The 15561-nt window shown below is 71.3% G+C and carries 15 protein-coding genes; 8 read left to right on the top strand and 7 right to left on the bottom strand.

Going from position 1 to position 15561, the window contains the following annotated elements:
• Positions 1-33: 33 nt before the first annotated feature.
• The gene (locus ACFY0U_RS20235; RefSeq protein WP_388637397.1) at positions 34-831 is read left to right on the top strand and encodes a VOC family protein; all 798 of its coding nucleotides are present in this window, start codon (positions 34-36) and stop codon (positions 829-831) included.
• Positions 832-864: 33 nt separating this feature from the next.
• On the top strand, positions 865-1566 hold the full coding sequence (locus tag ACFY0U_RS20230; RefSeq protein WP_388637394.1) for a ribonuclease H: 702 nt from the start codon (positions 865-867) through the stop codon (positions 1564-1566).
• Here ACFY0U_RS20230 and ACFY0U_RS20225 read toward each other — a convergent pair whose 3' ends face one another.
• Complete coding sequence (locus tag ACFY0U_RS20225; RefSeq protein ID WP_388637392.1) at positions 1567-2391, bottom strand: tyrosinase family protein; 825 nt, start codon at positions 2389-2391, stop codon at positions 1567-1569.
• Positions 2392-2422: 31 nt separating this feature from the next.
• Entirely contained in the window at positions 2423-2788 is a 366-nt protein-coding gene (locus ACFY0U_RS20220) for a tyrosinase cofactor (protein WP_388637389.1), read from the bottom strand.
• A 313-nt stretch (positions 2789-3101) separates the two neighbouring features.
• Between ACFY0U_RS20220 and ACFY0U_RS20215 the strand changes: the two genes are divergently transcribed.
• The 3 genes from ACFY0U_RS20215 (at position 3102) to ACFY0U_RS20205 (ending at position 6428) form a co-directional block, all read left to right on the top strand.
• Complete coding sequence (locus tag ACFY0U_RS20215) at positions 3102-4313, top strand: FAD-dependent monooxygenase (RefSeq protein ID WP_388638253.1); 1212 nt, start codon at positions 3102-3104, stop codon at positions 4311-4313.
• A gap of 79 nt (positions 4314-4392) precedes the next feature.
• Entirely contained in the window at positions 4393-5847 is a 1455-nt protein-coding gene (locus ACFY0U_RS20210) for an MFS transporter (RefSeq protein ID WP_388637386.1), read from the top strand.
• The gene (locus tag ACFY0U_RS20205) at positions 5844-6428 is read left to right on the top strand and encodes a TetR family transcriptional regulator (RefSeq protein WP_388637383.1); all 585 of its coding nucleotides are present in this window, start codon (positions 5844-5846) and stop codon (positions 6426-6428) included. The genes ACFY0U_RS20210 and ACFY0U_RS20205 overlap by 4 nt, the downstream gene beginning before the upstream one ends.
• Here the strand turns inward: ACFY0U_RS20205 and ACFY0U_RS20200 are convergent.
• On the bottom strand, positions 6425-8104 hold the full coding sequence (locus tag ACFY0U_RS20200; protein ID WP_388637380.1) for a cholesterol oxidase substrate-binding domain-containing protein: 1680 nt from the start codon (positions 8102-8104) through the stop codon (positions 6425-6427). The two genes, ACFY0U_RS20205 and ACFY0U_RS20200, sit on opposite strands and share 4 nt — an antisense overlap.
• Positions 8105-8242: 138 nt before the next feature.
• Here ACFY0U_RS20200 and ACFY0U_RS20195 point away from each other — a divergent pair, with 138 nt between their 5' ends.
• Both ACFY0U_RS20195 and ACFY0U_RS20190 read left to right on the top strand, forming a co-directional pair.
• Positions 8243-9226, top strand: a complete 984-nt coding sequence (locus ACFY0U_RS20195) for an aldo/keto reductase (RefSeq protein ID WP_388637377.1) — start codon at positions 8243-8245, stop codon at positions 9224-9226.
• A 58-nt stretch (positions 9227-9284) separates the two neighbouring features.
• Positions 9285-9773 (top strand): DUF6328 family protein, encoded by a 489-nt coding sequence (locus ACFY0U_RS20190; RefSeq protein ID WP_388637374.1) that lies wholly within the window; start codon positions 9285-9287, stop codon positions 9771-9773.
• Positions 9774-9853: 80 nt separating this feature from the next.
• On the opposite strand, the gene ACFY0U_RS20185 is transcribed toward ACFY0U_RS20190, so the two are convergent.
• From ACFY0U_RS20185 to ACFY0U_RS20175, 3 genes are all read right to left on the bottom strand, one after another.
• Positions 9854-10279 (bottom strand): SsgA family sporulation/cell division regulator, encoded by a 426-nt coding sequence (locus ACFY0U_RS20185; protein WP_388637371.1) that lies wholly within the window; start codon positions 10277-10279, stop codon positions 9854-9856.
• A 65-nt stretch (positions 10280-10344) separates the two neighbouring features.
• Positions 10345-11376 carry a hypothetical protein gene (locus ACFY0U_RS20180; RefSeq protein WP_388637369.1) on the bottom strand — a complete coding sequence of 344 codons (1032 nt, stop codon included), beginning with the start codon at positions 11374-11376 and terminating at the stop codon, positions 10345-10347.
• A 97-nt stretch (positions 11377-11473) separates the two neighbouring features.
• Entirely contained in the window at positions 11474-12448 is a 975-nt protein-coding gene (locus ACFY0U_RS20175) for an LLM class F420-dependent oxidoreductase (RefSeq protein ID WP_388637366.1), read from the bottom strand.
• Between the two features lie 84 nt (positions 12449-12532).
• Between ACFY0U_RS20175 and ACFY0U_RS20170 the strand changes: the two genes are divergently transcribed.
• On the top strand, positions 12533-13945 hold the full coding sequence (locus ACFY0U_RS20170) for a serine hydrolase domain-containing protein (RefSeq protein ID WP_388637363.1): 1413 nt from the start codon (positions 12533-12535) through the stop codon (positions 13943-13945).
• Here the strand turns inward: ACFY0U_RS20170 and ACFY0U_RS20165 are convergent.
• Entirely contained in the window at positions 13937-15547 is a 1611-nt protein-coding gene (locus tag ACFY0U_RS20165; RefSeq protein ID WP_388637360.1) for a serine/threonine protein kinase, read from the bottom strand. The genes ACFY0U_RS20170 and ACFY0U_RS20165 overlap by 9 nt on opposite strands.
• Positions 15548-15561 lie beyond the last annotated feature (14 nt).

Genomic DNA, 15561 nt, shown 5'->3' with positions numbered 1-15561 from the left:
GGACCCACCACCGAACCGGAGAGGGCCGCAGTCATGGCCGTACAACCTGAGGGAACCCCCTGTTGGGCCGATGCGATGTTCAGTGACGTCGAGGGCGCCAAGAGCTTCTACGGCGACGTCCTCGGCTGGACCTTCGGCGAGGCGTCGTCGGAGTACGGCAACTACACCCAGGCGTACTCGGACGGCAAGGCCGTCGCCGCCGTCGTCCCGCCCATGCCGGGCCAGGAGGAGGGCCCGTCGCAGTGGTGCCTCTATCTCGCGAGCCCGGACGCCGCGGCCACCGCCGGCAAGATCCGTGAGAACGGCGGCGAGGTACTGATGGAGCCCATGGCGGTCGGCGACTTCGGCACCATGTGCCTGGCCCGCGACCCGAGCGGTGCCGTCTTCGGCGTCTGGCAGGCGGGACAGCACGAGGGCTTCGAGGTCATCAGCGAGCCCGGGGCGTACGCCTGGGCGGAGTTCTTCACCCGCGAGCCCGCGAAGACGGACGACTTCCTCACCGCGGTCTTCCCGTACCGAGCGAAGCAGATGGAGGACGACGCGATCGACTTCCGCATCTTCGACGTCGGCGAGAACACCGTCCTCGGCCGGATGAAGATGACGGACGACTTCCCGCCCGAGGTCCCGTCGTACGTCAACGTCTACTTCGCCGTCTCCGACTGCGACGACGCCGTGGCCAAGGCCACCAAGCTCGGCGGCGTCCTGCGCTTCGGGCCGATGACCAGCCCCTTCGGCCGGTTCGCCGCACTGAGCGACCCGCAGGGTGCGAACTTCTCGGTGATCGACCTGGGCACGACCGAGGGCGAGATGCCGAAGACCTCGGAGGTCTGAGGCCTGAGACCGGGCGCCCCGCCCGTCCGTGGCATGATCGGGCCCATGCGTGAACGTGTGGTGGCCGCTTGCGACGGCGCTTCGAAGGGAAACCCCGGACCGGCAGGATGGGCCTGGGTCGTCGCGGACGACACGGAGACCCCGGCCCGCTGGGAGGCGGGGCCGCTCGGCAGGGCCACCAACAACGTCGCGGAACTCACCGCGCTGGAACGTCTGCTGACGGCGGTCGAGCCGGACGTGCCGCTGGAGATCCGGATGGACTCCCAGTACGCCATGAAGGCCGTCACCACCTGGCTGCCCGGCTGGAAGCGCAACGGCTGGAAGACGGCCGCCGGCAAGCCGGTCGCCAACCAGGACCTGGTCGTCCGTATCGACGAACTGCTCGACGGCCGCACGGTCGACTTCCGCTATGTCCCGGCCCACCAGGTCGACGGCGACCGCCTCAACGACTTCGCGGACCGCGCCGCCAGCCAGGCCGCCGTCGTCCAGGAGCCCGCGGGCAGCGACCACGGCTCGCCCGAGCCGCCGCCCTCGCCCGACACCCCGAAGACCTCCCGCCCCGCCAAGGCCAAGTCGCCCCGGCGCGGCGGCGGTTCGGCCTCCTCGGCGTCTCGCACCATCAAGGCGAAGTTCCCCGGCCGCTGTCTGTGCGGCCGCCCCTACGCGGCCGGCGCGGACATCGCCAAGAACGCGCAGGGCTGGGGCCACCCGGAGTGCCGCACTGCGGACGCCTGATCAGTCGGTGTCGAAGGTGTAGTGCGCCCGGTGGTCCAGCAGGTCCGCCGGGCGTACGTCGTTCCAGGGCTTCATCGTCTCGTCCAGGTCGACCACGTCCCGTGTCCCGGCGGCCGGCAGGTACCCCGAGTCCGGGTGCCTGCGCTGCCACTCGGCCCACAGCTTGTCGACATAGGCGTGGTGCAGCCAGAACACCGGGTCGTTGGGGGAGACCCCGGTCGCCATCTGGCCGCCGACCCAGACATGGACGCGGTTGTGCAGATTGACCCCGCGCCAGCCCTCCAGGTGGTTGCGGAAGCCGTCCGAGGCGCTGTTCCAGGGCGCCATGTCGTACGTCGGCATGGCGAGCACCGAGTCGACCTCGGCCCGCGTCGGCAGCTCGCGCACGGACGTTGCGAGCGAGCGGCGCAGGAACGTGCGGCCGTCCACCCGCACGGATATGGGCCAGTTGCCGGCCGACGCGGCGAACGGCCCGTCCATCACCTGGCCGTCCCGGCTGCGGCCGGTGCCGCCGAGGAAGTCGGGCGCCCACAGCGAGGCGCGCGGGGAGCGGTCGGTGGACCAGTCCCAGTACGGGAGCGCCACCGACGCGTCCACCGATTGCAGGGCCCGCTCGAACTCGAGGAGGTATCTGCGGTGCCAGGGCAGGAACGACGGTGACCGGTGGCCCGTGCGCTCGCTGGTGTCGGTGTCGGCCATGATGAACGCGTTGTGCGTGGTGACGAAGGCGTCGTAGCGGCCGCTGCGCTTCAGTTCCAGGACGGCGGCGACGAACCGCCGCTTCTCGTCGGCGCTCAGGCTCGCCTGGTTCTTGCGGACGGTCATGTGCGGTACTCCAAGGTGCTCGCGGTACAGGTCAGTTGGCGGGGAACGGGACGAGCCGTGCGCCCCGCAGCTCGTCGACGGCGGCCCGTGCGGCGGCCTTCGGCGTCGGTACCGGGTCGTAGTGGCTGACGACGCTGATCCAGGTGCCGTCGGCGTTCCGCATCACGTGCAGTTCCGCGCCGTCGACGAACACGGCGTATCCGGCGCCGTGGTGGTGACCGCCGCCCGTGGTGGGGCGGCCCTGGATGCGGCGGCCCTTGTAGACCTCGTCGAAGGCCTCGGGGGAGTGGTCGTGGGCGGCCGCCGGGGTCGCGACGGCGGTCGTGGCGGTCACGGCGGCCGTGGTGGCGAGGGCGGCCGCGGCGGTGAGCGCGCGGCGCCGGGTCAGTTCGGGCATGGGAGTCCTTCCGGTGGTGGGCGACTCCGCATGCCTATCGGGCCCGCCGAGAGCGGGAGAAATCCCTCAGGACCGGTTGGCTACGATCCGGACAATTACCAACATGTCGTGCAACGTTGAACGAAGATGATCTTGCTTCGGCGGGGCCCGTGGAACGCCGGAACGGGAAATTCCTTCCGTCGAGGACCGTGTTTCGGGTGGTCCTTGGCGGGCGGGTGTGTCGTCAGTGGCCTGGCTCACCTGGAGAAACTGGCGCAATCGCCTGCTACTCTGCGTCGTCAACTGACCGCTTTGAGTAATTCCTGGGGTGCGTGTGAAGGTCGCCTGCGTCGGTGGCGGGCCCGCCGGCCTGTATCTGTCGATCCTGCTGAAACGGCAGGACCCGTCCCACGACATCACCGTCTACGAGCGCAATCCGGAGGGCTCGACCTACGGCTGGGGCGTCACCTACTGGCGCGGTCTGCTCGACAAGCTCCACGAGCACGACCCCGAGACCGCGCGAGCCGTCGAGGAGCACTCGGTCCGCTGGAACGACGGTGTCGCCCATGTCCGGGACCTGACGACCCGCCACCGCGGCGACGAGGGGCACGGCATCGGCCGCCACCGCTTCCTGGAACTCCTCGCCGCTCGCGCCCGGGAACTGGGCGTGCGGCTGGAGTTCGAGCACGGGATCACCCCGGAGAACCTGCCCGACGCCGACCTGATCGTGGCGGGCGACGGCGTCCACAGCGCACTGCGCACCGCCCACGCCGGCCACTTCGGCACCGAGGTCAAGGCGGGCCGCAACCACTACGTCTGGCTCGGCACCACCAAGGTCTTCGGCGCCTTCACCTTCGCCTTCGTCGAGACCGACCACGGCTGGATCTGGTGCTACGGCTACGGCTTCGGCCCCGACCGCAGCACCTGCGTCATCGAATGCGCCCCGGAGACCTGGTCGGGCCTCGGCCTCGACCGCGCGGACGAGGCCGAGGGCCTGACCCTGCTGGAGAAGCTCTTCGCCGACGTCCTGGACGGCCACTCCCTCATCGGCCGCTCCTCTTCCGACGGCAGCGCCCAGTGGCTCAACTTCCGCACCCTCACCAACCGCACATGGTCCCGCGGCAACCTCGTCCTCATCGGCGACGCCGCCCACACCACCCACTACTCCATCGGCGCCGGCACCACCCTCGCCCTGGAGGACGCCATCGCCCTGGCAACGGCGCTCCGCGAGCACACCGAGCTCCCGCAGGCCCTCGCCCGCTACGAGCGGCAGCGCAAGGCCGAGCTCCTCTCCGTCCAGAGCGCCGCCCGCTACAGCGCCCAGTGGTACGAGAACCTCCCGCGCTACATCCATCTGCCCCCGCAGCAGATGTTCGCCCTGCTCGGCCAGCGCCACTCGCCCCTGCTGCCCTACGTCCCGCCCCAGCTGTACTACCGGCTCGACAAGGCCGCGGGGCAGCTCGAAGCGCTGCGGCGGCTCAAGCGCTGGCTGGGGCCGAAGATCGCGCGCAGCGCCCACGCCCGGGCCCTGGGGGAGCGGAAGTAGCGGCTTTCCCTCTTGGGTGAATGGCAATTCACCGGCTATGGTGAATTGCCATTCACCCATGTTTTCCGCTGGAGTGCCGATGGACGAGCCCGCCGCGATACCCCGGTCCCTGCGGGAACGGCTGACGGTCCCGGTGCTGGCGTTCGGCGGCATCCTCATGGCCGTCATGCAGACCGTGGTCGTCCCGCTGCTGCCGGACCTGCCGCGGCTGACCGGTGCCTCACCCGGCGCCGTCTCCTGGATGGTCACCGCGACCCTGCTCGCCGGCGCCGTCCTCACCCCGGTCCTCGGCCGGGCCGGCGACATGTACGGCAAGCGCCGGGTGCTCATGGCGGCGCTGGGCCTGATGACGGTCGGCTCCGTGCTGTGCGCCCTGTCCTCCGACATCCGCGTGCTCATCGCCGCCCGCGCCCTCTCGGGCGCCGCCTCCGCCGTCGTCCCGCTGTCCATCAGCATCCTGCGCGACGAACTCCCGCCGGAACGCCGGGGCAACGCGGTGGCCCTGATGAGCTCGACCGTCGGTATCGGCGCCGCGCTGGGCCTGCCGCTCGCGGCGGTCATCGTGCAGTACGCGAACTGGCACGCCATGTTCTGGGTGACCGCCGTCCTGGGCGCGGTGGGTGTCACCTCGGTGTCGTGGGCGGTACGGGAGTCGCCGGTGCGCGAGCCCGGCCGCTTCGACGTGCCGGGCACCTTCGGTCTGGCCGCCGGGCTGGTGTGCCTGCTGCTCGGGGTGTCGCAGGGCGGGCAATGGGGGTGGAGCAGCGCGCGGATCCTGGGACTCTTCGGCGCCGCCGTCGTCGTACTGGCGCTGTGGTGGTGGCAGCAATTGCGGGCCGAACGGCCGCTGGTCGATCTGCGCCTGGTGTCGAAGCCGCGGGTCGGGCTCTCGCATGTGGCCGCGCTGCTGACCGGGTTCGCGTTCTACGCCAACTCCCTGGTCACGGCCCAGCTGGTGCAGGCGCCCGAGGCCACGGGGTACGGGCTCGGGCTGTCGATCGTCCAGACCGGTCTGGTGCTGCTGCCGGGCGGATTCATCATGCTGCTGTTCTCGCCGGTCTCGGCCCGGATCTCCGCGTCCCGTGGACCGCGCGTCACGCTCGCCCTCGGGGCGCTGGTCATCGCTGCCGGCTACGCCGTGCGCGTCGCCGACAGCCACGACCTGTGGATGATCATGGTCGGTGCGGCGGTCGTGGGCACCGGCACCACCCTGGCCTACTCGGCGCTGCCCACCCTCATCCTGCACGCCGTCCCGGCGAGCCAGACCGCCTCCGCCAACGGCGTCAACGTCCTGATGCGCACCATCGGGCAGGCGGTGTCGAGCGCCGCCGTCGCTGCGGTCCTGGTCCGCCACACCAGCCTGGTCGACGGTGTTCCCGTACCCGCCCTGGACGGCTATCTGCTGGCCTTCGGCGTCGCGGGCGCCGTCGCCCTGATGGCGTGCGCCACCGCGCTGTGCATCCCCGCCGACCCGCGGGCCGGCGGAACACGCCGGGCCCGGGGAGCCCGCAAGGAGGTGATGGAGGGAGCATGAGTGCCGTGAGCACTCCACCGACCGCCTCCCCGTCCGCACGCCGGGACGCCGAGGCGACCAAGGCGGCCATCCTCCGGTCGGCCCGCTACCTCCTGGCCCGCCACGCCCACGCCGACATCACCCTGAAGGCGGTCGCCGAACGCGCCGGGGTGAGCCCGCCGTTGATCCTGAAGTACTTCGGCAACAAGGACGCGCTCTTCGCCCGTGTCATGTCCTTCGAGACCGACGCGGAAGCGCTGCTGGACGCCCCCCTGGAGGAGTTGGGCCGGCACATGGTCCGGCACGTCCTGGAGAGCCAGCGCGAGCGCGGCGCCGACCCCCTGCTGCGCATCGCCTTCGCCCCGCTGCACGGCGAACAGGGCGACATCCTGCGCGCCAACTTCCGCGCCCAGGTCACCGAACGCCTCGCCGAACGCCTCACCGGCCCCGACGCCGGACTGCGCGCCGAACTCGTCGTGGGCACCCTCCTCGGCCTCGGCGTGATGTACGGCATCGCCCGCGGCCCCCACCTGAGGGCGAGCACGCTCGGCACCATCGTCGAGCGGTACGCACCCGTGGTCCAGGCCCAGCTCACGCCCTAGCCGAACAGCCGGTCCAGGAAGGCGTTGCCGTACACCTTGTGCGGGTCGAGACGGTCCAGGATGCCGGCCGCCTGGCCCCAGACGCCGTCACCGAGGGACGCGGGCACCGCCGTGCCGAGCACCTCCTCGTCGTCCCACACCGAGTCGTCCGTGTAGGCCCAGCCCTTGGACCACTCGACGCGGGTCAGGGCGTCGGTGCCGTCGTGGCTGTCCAGCAGGAACCGCTCCAGCTCACGCAGGAACGCCTCCGCGTACGGGGTGCCAGGCAGGGTGAGCACGTCCAGCCAGACGGCGGTGTCCCACTCCGGGTGCTCGCTGTCGGGCCGCAGGGCGGAGAGCAACGGGGCGCGGGCTCCGTCGAGTTCGGCCTCGGCCGGGTCGTCGAGGCCCGTCACGCGGATCTCCACCGAGCCGTTGACCGGGAAACGGCCCAGGGCCGCGTACGCCGTGAGCCGTTCGCGGTAGAAGGCGGTGAACTCGGCCACGACCCGCTGCACCTGGTCCCGCGAGGTGAGCACCGCGTAGCCGTTGGCGTTGATCCGCAGAGTGGTGGGCTTGATGTAGAGCAGTGTGTTCTTGGACGGCCCCCAGATGTCGGCGGACAGCGTCGCCACGAGCCCGAGCGCGGAGGTGTCGTACTGCGCGTTCCCGAGCACCGGCGCCAGATACCAGGCCGCGTCCGAGACCATCCGCCCGGCGAGGTCCGCCACCAGGGTCGGGACGTTGTCGGAGAACGGATAGTTGTACGGCGACGTCACGCGGCGCGAGGTGAGCGGCTTCGTCGGCCGCACGCTCCACACCTTGAACCACGGGAACTCGGTGAAGGCGAACCAGATCGCCTCCACGCGCCCGGCCTCGTCCAGGAAGCTCGCCAGGGTGCGTCCGTCGCTGCCGGGCGCGGCGAAGAGCTCGCCGGCCGGGATGTCCGTACGGCTGACACAGCGCAGGTTCACGTTCGCGCCGACCCGCAGCACGACCTCCGTGACCAAGGTCCGCCCGAGATGGGTCGACAGCGCGGCGGCGTCCGCCTCGTCACGTTCGAAGGTCCGCAGGACATAGGCCCCGCTGCCGTCGTCCCACACGACCGCCGTCACCGACAGCACCCGGTTGCTCAGCGAGCCGTACGTCTGACCCGGCAGCCGCTCCTCGCCCTGCGCGGGGACGGCGCTGCCGTGCGCGTCGATCGCCAGGGCACCGCCGACGCTGAGGTCGCCGGGCGCGGGCGCGGCCGTCAGACCGAGGCCGTGACCCTCCAGGAAGGTCAGCAGGGACTCCATCGAGGCGCCGGCCCCGGCCCGTACGGCGGTGGCGGAATCGAGGCGCAGATCGGTGAGGTGCGCGGTCGTGTCGACGAGCAGCACGGGCGCGTCCGACGACGTGTCCTCGGTGATCGTCAGCGGGGACCAGCCGTGCGAGAAGCCCCGGGCGCGCACCCGCCAGCCGTTCCGCCAGGCCCAGTTGACGACGGCGGCCACCTGGTCCCCGTCGGAGGGCGCGCAGGCCCACAGCCCGACGGCGGTGATCTCGCCGACCCAGTTCCGGTACGCGGAGCGGTAGAGCGCCACATCGTCCGGGAAGCCGGGCAGTTCCTGCGCGGCGACGGCCGGATCGGCCGGCACGAGGGTCAGGGCGGCGGCACTGAGGAGAAAGCTTCTGCGGGTCCAGTTGTGGGTCACGGGGGTCAAGCTAGGGACCTGCTTGACAGAGAGCGCTTGCTCGTCGAGCTGATTCACTCGTGTGAGTGAAAGATTCACAGGCGGGGCGCCGGAGGTGCCGATTCCGCGCACAGCGGTGACGGGTGACACACTGACGCCATGGACGAGCGCATTTTCGGTAGGTCGGGTCAGCACGCATCCGTCGTCGGTCTCGGGACATGGCAGCTGGGTGCCGACTGGGGAGACGTCGACGACAAGGAAGCCCTTTCGGTACTGGAGGCCGCCGCCGAGTCGGGCGTGACCTTCTTCGACACCGCCGACGTGTACGGCGACGGCCGCAGCGAGCAGACCATCGCCACGTTCCTGCGGAGCCGGCCCGACCTGCATGTGCTGGTCGCCACGAAGATGGGCCGCCGGGTCGACCAGATCCCGGAGAACTACGTCCTCGACAACTTCCGCGCCTGGAACGACCGTTCCCGCCGCAACCTCGGAGTCGACCGCCTCGACCTGGTCCAGCTGCACTGCCCGCCGACCCCGGTCTACTCGACGGACGCGGTGTACGACGCGCTGGACACCCTCGTCGAGGAGGAGCGCGTCGCCGCGTACGGCGTCAGCGTGGAGACCTGCGAGGAAGCCCTGACCGCGATCGCCCGGCCGGGCGTGGCGAGCGTGCAGATCATCTTCAACGCGTTCCGCATGAAGCCGCTCAAGCAGGTGCTCCCCGCCGCGCGGGAGGCCGGCGTCGGCATCATCGTCCGGGTGCCCCTGGCCTCCGGTCTGCTGTCCGGCAAGTACACCAAGGACACCGTCTTCCCCGAGAACGACCACCGCACCTACAACCGGCACGGCGAGTCCTTCGACGTCGGCGAGACCTTCTCCGGCGTCGACTACGCGACCGGCGTGGAGGCGGCCGCCGAGTTCTCCGCTCTCGCCCCCGAGGGTTACACCCCGGCCCAGCTGGCGCTGCGCTGGATCATCCAGCAGCCCGGCGTGACCACGGTGATCCCCGGCGCCCGCAACCCCGAGCAGGCCCGCGCCAACGCGGCCGCCGCCGCGCTGCCGGAGCTGTCCGAGGAGACGCTCACCGCGATCCGGGACCTCTACGAGGGGCGGATCAAGGACCAGGTCGAGAACCGCTGGTAGTCCGCCGGGACGGGAGCCCGGCTGTTTGAACGATCAGACGCCGGGTTACCCGTCCCGCATGGTGCAGTCAGCGGACAGACGAACGGGACGCGACGAGACCGAGGACGAGCGGGCCGACCGCATGTGGGCCGAGCTCATGCAGGAGATCCGTGTCGCGCAGATGGGCGTGCAGATCCTGTTCGGCTTCCTGCTGACCGTCGTCTTCACACCGAAGTACGCCGATCTGGGCGACACCGAACAGGCGATCTACATCGTGACGGTCGTCCTCGGCGCCACCGCCACCGGCGCCCTCATCGGCCCGGTGTCCCTGCACCGCCTCGTGTCCGGGCGCCGCATCAAACCGCGTGCGGTGCAGTGGGCGGCCCGGCTGACCTTCATCGGCCTGGTCCTGCTCCTCGCCACGACGGCCGCCTCGCTCCTGCTGATCCTGCGGGTCGCCACCCACGACTCCTACGTGCCCTGGCTGGTCACCGCGGTGGTCGTCTGGTACCTCGTGTGCTGGTTCCTGCTGCCGCTGTGGATCCGGTTCCGCTATACGACGGAGTGAGGCCCGCGCGGCCGGCTGCCGGCCGCGCGGGCGCCTCATGAGCGGCTGAGGCGCCCGCCGCCTGCGAACGGCCGCTCCCCTCAGCCCCGTGCGATCACCTCCGCGAGGAAGTCGTCGACCTCGACCTCCTCCTGCCCCGGCAGCACCACCTCGTAGGTCCGGCTCAGGAACGCCGCGACCGTCGGCGCCCACGCGAACACCACGGCGTGGTGTCTGCCGCCGCCGGGCCGGGCGTCGCCGAGGAACTCCATGCGCAGCTCCTTGCCCGCGCCCGCGGACACGGGGCGCAGCCGTACGTCCCCCAGCCCGACCGGTCCGGTCAGCCCCGCGGCGAGCATCTCCCGGTCGAGGCGCCATCGGGCCAGCACCCGGCCGTCGTGGCTGAACACCACCGTGACGGCGAACGGGTCGCAGGCGTCGTAGTCCAGGTGGGCGAGCACGGGGAAACGGTCCGTGTCGCCCGCCTGGAGCTGAACGACCAAGGTCTTGTGCGTCGAGAAGTTCACGTGAGGTCCTCCGGGAAGAACGAACGCGGTGCTGCCCTCAAGTACCCCTCTCACGCACGAAATGCTCACCCGGAAGACTGATTCTCCTGAGCTCCGCGCAGGGCCGTGATGCACGCGCCGATCGCCTGCTGCAACTCCTCGAGCTGCTGGACCATGTCGTCCTCGTAGAAGTCCTGCGCGTCGTCGAAGGTCAGTTCCTCGAACACCTTCGTCGCCTTCTGGAGGCTGCTGTAGAACTTCGTCCGGCGTTCCTGGACACGGAGTTCGGGATCGGCCTCCACGGCCTCGACGACCAGGGTCTTCATGGTGCCGTAGGCCTCGGTGGCCCACTCGCCGGTGTCCTCGTCCTCGTCCAGCTCGTCGAGGAGGGACAGGTGCCGCTCGGCCTCCTGTCGGAGGTCGGCGGGCGCGTCGACGGTCTGTCCGGCGGGCGTCTTGATCTGGCCCGACTCGGCGATCTGCCGGACGTAGCCGATGCGGTCGGCGGACCTGCTCTCGGTGGCGACGGCCTTCTTCAGGTCGTCGGTGCGCACGACGTCACGGGCCAACTCGGCCTGGAGGTCGGGGTCCTCGCGTACCCGGTCCAGGAGCGCCTGGCGGGCGGCCCGGGCGGTGGAGGGGTCGGCGAGGATCGCGGCGCGCAGCGCGGTGGGGTTCTCGGCGACCTCCAGCGCCTTCGTGGGCCGGATGCCCTCGGCCTCGGCGGCCTCGGCGATGGCGGTGCCGCGCTCGGAGGTCGCGCTGTTGCGGGAGACGTAGTAGGTCAGCCACACATCGGCGTCCGGCAGCTCCACCTCCTGCCCCGGCGCGAGCGCCTCGAACTGCGGGACGAGACCGTCGTCGGCGGCCCGGTCCCACGCCTTGTAGTAGCGCATGACACGATCGGCGGAGCAGCCGGCGAGCTCGGCGAACTCCTTAGCGGACACCTTCGGCGTCTCGTCCGCGCCCTGGCCGCCGGGCCGTACGCTGCGCGCCACCATCAGCCCGAAGGCCCAGCCTCCGGTCCGCGCGTAGACGCCGAACTCCCGCGCGTCCCGCGCCACGAGGTCGGACAGGGGCGCGGGGGACGTCTCGGACGGGGCGATCGCTAGGGTCACAGGTGACTCTCCTGGGTGGGGGGCCGGTCGCACCGCACAGGTGCAGGGAGGCAGCCTATATCCACCCATTGACGATGCTTTGGCAGCCCCTGTGTGTCTAGCGGTCCAGGGCGTCGTGGAGCGCGGGCAGCAGGGTCTTCTCCGCCCAGTCCAGATACGCCGGCTGCGACTCGCCGCCGATCTGCACCAGGGCGATCTCGGTGAACCCGGCCTCCGCGTAGGGCCGTACGGCCTCGACGAAGTCGTCCGGATCGTCGCCGCACGGGATGGAGGCGGCGACGTCGTCCTGCGTCACGAACTGTGTGGCGCCCTCGAACGCGTCGGGGTGCGGCAGCTCGGAGTTGACCTTCCAGCCGCTGCCGAACCAGCGGAACTGCGCGTGGGCGCGCTTCACGGCGGTGTCCCGGTCGGGGTCGTAGCAGACCGGGAGCTGGCCGACGCGCGGCTTGCCGGCACCGCCGTGCCGGTCGAAGGCGTCGAGGAGGCCGGCCTCGGGCTCCGTCGCGATCACCAGGTCCGCGAGCCGGCCCGCGAGCGCGCAGGACCGCTCGCCGGAGACCGCGATGCCCACGGGCGGCGCCACGTCGGGCAGATCCCACAGCCGGGCGGACTCCACGTCGAAGTGCGTCCCGCGATGGTTCACATGTCCGCCCCGGAAGAGCGCCCGGATGATCTCGACCGCCTCCTCCAGCATCTCGTGCCGTACGTCCACGGACGGCCAACCGCCGCCCACCACATGCTCGTTGAGATTCTCTCCCGAGCCGAGCCCCAGCCGGAACCGGCCCTCGGAGAGCAACTGCATCGTCGCCGCCTTCTGCGCCACGACGGCCGGGTGGTAGCGGAAGGTCGGACAGGTCACGTACGTCATCAGCGGGATGCGTGAGGTCGCCTGCGCGGCGGCGCCCAGCACACTCCACGCGTACGGCGAGTGCCCTTGTGAACGCAGCCACGGAAAGTAGTGGTCCGAGGTCACCGAGAAGTCGAAACCGACCTCCTCGGCCCGCACCACATGGTCGACCAGCTCTCGGGGCCCGGCCTGCTCGGTCATCATCGTGTATCCGATTTGCACCATACGGGGCGAGTCCCCGGGCTGCGGCACGGAAAACGGCTCGCGGGCCTCTGGATCATGACGTGACCGCCGGGAGAGGATGATCGTATGAGTGTTCGCCCCTTGCCCACGAGCACACCGTCCGCCGAAGGCGTCGACGCGACCGGCGTGCAGGCCCTGCTCGACGCCCTCGAAGCCGCCCCGGACATCGAGCCGCACAGCTTGATGGTCCTGCGCCACGGCAAGGTCGTGGCGTCCGGATGGTGGGCGCCGTACACCGCCGACCGCCCCCATCTCCTGTACTCGCTCAGCAAGAGCTTCACCGCGACGGCCGCCGCCTTCGCCGCCGCCGAGGGACTGCTCCGGCTCGACGACCCGGTGATCTCCTACTTCCCGGAGTTCGAGGCCGACATCACCGACCCGCGCAGCCGCGCGATGCTCGTCCGCCATGTCACGACGATGGCCAGCGGCCATGAGGCCGAGACCCACGACCGGGCGCTGGCCACGGACCGCGAGGAGCCGGTGCGCGGCTTCCTGCTGCTGCCGCCGGACCGCGACCCGGGCACAGTCTTCGCCTACAACCAGCCCGCCACCTACACCCTCGCCGCGATCGTCCAGCGGGTGACCGGCCAGTCGCTGACCGACTATCTGCGCCCGCGCCTCTTCGAACCCCTCGGCATCGACGACGTGGCCTGGCTGTGCGACCGGACCGGACGCGAACTGGGCTTCAGCGGGCTGCACGCCACCACGGACGCGATCGCCCGGTTCGGCCAGCTCTACCTCCAGGGCGGTGTGTGGGAGGGCGAGCGGCTGCTGCCGCAGGAGTGGGTGGACGAGGCGACCCGGTCGCACATCGTCAACGGGGACGGCACGTGGATCGACTGGGCGCAGGGCTACGGCTTCCAGTTCTGGATGTCCCGGCACGGCTACCGCGGGGACGGCGCTTACGGGCAGTACTGCCTCGTGCTGCCCGAGCAGGACGCGGTGGTCGCGATCACCGGGGCCACCGGGGAGATGCAGAAGGTGCTCGACCTGGTCTGGAGCCATCTGCTGCCGGCGTTCGGCGCCGGCCCGCTGCCCGGACGAGAGAAGGAGGACGCGGCGCTGGCCGAGCGGATGTCCCGGCTCGCGCTGCCGTCGGCCGCGGGCAAGGCGGCACCGCCGGAGCGGGCCGTCGCGTTCACACCGTACGGCGGTGTCTGCGAGGCGCTCCCGAAGCTGACGGCGGTCGAGGTCGACGCGGAGGGCGGGCGCCTGACCCTCGTCGAGGACGGCCACCGGCTGGAGCTGCGGTGCGGCGAACCGGGCTGGACGGTTACCGAGGGACGGGTGCCCGCAGCGGTGAGCGGAGGATGGAGCGACCCGGACACCCTCGTCCTGGACCTGGCCTTCCTGGAGACCCCGCACCACGTCGACCTGACCTGCTCGCTCACGGACCGGACGTTCACCGCGCGGTGGCGCACCCAGCCGCTGCACAGCTCCCGCGTCCGCGCGATGCGCGCACCCCGCGACTCAGTCTGAGGGCACGCGGAAGGTCCGCAGGATCGTGTCCAGGGCCCGCTGGTTGGCGTCGTCGTCCCAGTCGGACGCCGGCGTCGTCCAGCGCAGCGAGAAGCCCTCGCCCGAGCCGAGGAGGAAGCCACGCCCCAGGGTGTGCACGCGGTTGCCGTCGACGGTGGCGAGCCACTCCAGGTCGGCGGCCTCGCGGCCCTGGTACGTCGTCGCGCGGATCTCCCCGATCCGCTCGTAGTCGCTGCCCGACTGCTTCAGCCCCGGCTCGACGTCGTCCCGCCAGACGGCGACCGGGTCGTCGCCCACGCGCGTGCTGTAGGTGACCGCGAGCGTGCGCGGATCGCCCTTCGCGCCGAGGACGACCCGGTACGCCAGGTCGTCCTGTTTCGTCGTGCTCAGCGCCTCCCAGCCCTCGGGGAGGGAGACGGAGAAGCCCTGCGGTGAGGTGTAGTGCTGGAACTGCGGCTGCTGGGCCGATGGCGAGGCGCTCGTGGGCGTGGGCGTGGGCGTGGGCGTCGGAGTCGGGGCCGTCGGTGTCGGGGTGGGTGCCTGGCTGGGCTGTGCGGCGGGGGCGGAGGCGGAGGCCGAGGCGGTCGGTCTGGGCGTGGCCGCGTCGGACGCGGAGTCGTCCGAACCGCCGGACAGTTCACGGGCCACGGCGACGACCGCCACCGCGACGGTGACGACGGCCAGTGCGGTGCCCGCGGCCATGGTGCGTCTGCTCCAGCGGGACCCACCGGAGGCCAGGCCGCGCAGCCGGGGCCGGGCAACCGATGCCAGGGCCGCCTCGGGATCCTCGCTGACGACGCGGGTGAGCGCCTCCCGGACCACCTGGCGGTTCAGCCGCTCCCTGGAGTTCTTCCGGAGCAGTCCCTGCACGGTCTGGGTGAGCGGCCCGGCCCGCACCGGGCTGCGCAGCGGCAGCCGGTCCACGCCCTTCAACGTGGTCTCCGGGCTGTCCCGGTCCCGGAAGGGCGGGCGGCCCTCGACCATCGTGTACAGCATCGCGCCGAGCGCCCACAGGTCCGCGGCCGGGCCGATGCGCTCGTCGCGGGCCTGTTCCGGGGAGGCGTACGACGGTGCGCTGACCCGGGGTGCGAGCGTCGCGCCGGTCAGGCCGAAGCCGGTGACGACGACGGGGCCCTTGTCCCGCACGAACACCTGGCCGGGGCTGAGCTCGCCGTGGGTGATGCCCTCGCCGTGCCCCGCCTCCAGCACGTCGAGCAGTTCGAGCCCGATACGGGCCGCCCGCACGTAGTCGAACGTGCCTTCCCTTTCCAGGACTTCGCCCAGTGAGGTGCCCTCGATCCACTCGGTGACGGTCCACAGGGTGCCGTACTCCTCGACGGCGTCGACGACCGAGGCGACCCGGCCCGGGCAGAGCAGCCCCATGGTCTCGGACATCCGGATGACCCGGGCGATCGCGCGGCGCGAGCTCTCGCCGTCCGGATCCGGTGGCAGCCCGATCTGGGTGAGCAGACACGGGCGCCCGGCCTCGACGTCCTCCCCGTACCAGCAGATGCGGTTCGTCTCGCGGTGGAGGACCTCCAGCAGCCGGTACCTTCCGGCGACCAACTCGTGTGTGGAGACGTGCGCCTTGACCATGGTCATCCCTCGCTGAACCC

The organism is Streptomyces sp. NPDC001536 (assembly GCF_042894505.1).
GTDB lineage: Bacteria > Actinomycetota > Actinomycetes > Streptomycetales > Streptomycetaceae > Streptomyces.
Note: the sequence above shows the minus strand (reverse complement) of the source record. Positions and strands in the feature narration are given on the sequence as shown.

What these genes read in the sequence shown, in the direction of transcription:
- ACFY0U_RS20220 (WP_388637389.1), bottom strand. Translation starts at nt 2,788, where the DNA reads ATGCCCGAACTGACCCGGCGCCGCGCGCTCACCGCCGCGGCCGCCCTC.
- ACFY0U_RS20210 (WP_388637386.1), top strand. Translation starts at nt 4,393, where the DNA reads ATGGACGAGCCCGCCGCGATACCCCGGTCCCTGCGGGAACGGCTGACG.
- ACFY0U_RS20165 (WP_388637360.1), bottom strand. Translation starts at nt 15,547, where the DNA reads ATGACCATGGTCAAGGCGCACGTCTCCACACACGAGTTGGTCGCCGGA.
- ACFY0U_RS20235 (WP_388637397.1), top strand. Translation starts at nt 34, where the DNA reads ATGGCCGTACAACCTGAGGGAACCCCCTGTTGGGCCGATGCGATGTTC.
- ACFY0U_RS20225 (WP_388637392.1), bottom strand. Translation starts at nt 2,391, where the DNA reads ATGACCGTCCGCAAGAACCAGGCGAGCCTGAGCGCCGACGAGAAGCGG.
- ACFY0U_RS20190 (WP_388637374.1), top strand. Translation starts at nt 9,285, where the DNA reads ATGGTGCAGTCAGCGGACAGACGAACGGGACGCGACGAGACCGAGGAC.
- ACFY0U_RS20205 (WP_388637383.1), top strand. Translation starts at nt 5,844, where the DNA reads ATGAGTGCCGTGAGCACTCCACCGACCGCCTCCCCGTCCGCACGCCGG.
- ACFY0U_RS20175 (WP_388637366.1), bottom strand. Translation starts at nt 12,448, where the DNA reads ATGGTGCAAATCGGATACACGATGATGACCGAGCAGGCCGGGCCCCGA.
- ACFY0U_RS20230 (WP_388637394.1), top strand. Translation starts at nt 865, where the DNA reads ATGATCGGGCCCATGCGTGAACGTGTGGTGGCCGCTTGCGACGGCGCT.
- ACFY0U_RS20170 (WP_388637363.1), top strand. Translation starts at nt 12,533, where the DNA reads ATGAGTGTTCGCCCCTTGCCCACGAGCACACCGTCCGCCGAAGGCGTC.
- ACFY0U_RS20195 (WP_388637377.1), top strand. Translation starts at nt 8,243, where the DNA reads ATGGACGAGCGCATTTTCGGTAGGTCGGGTCAGCACGCATCCGTCGTC.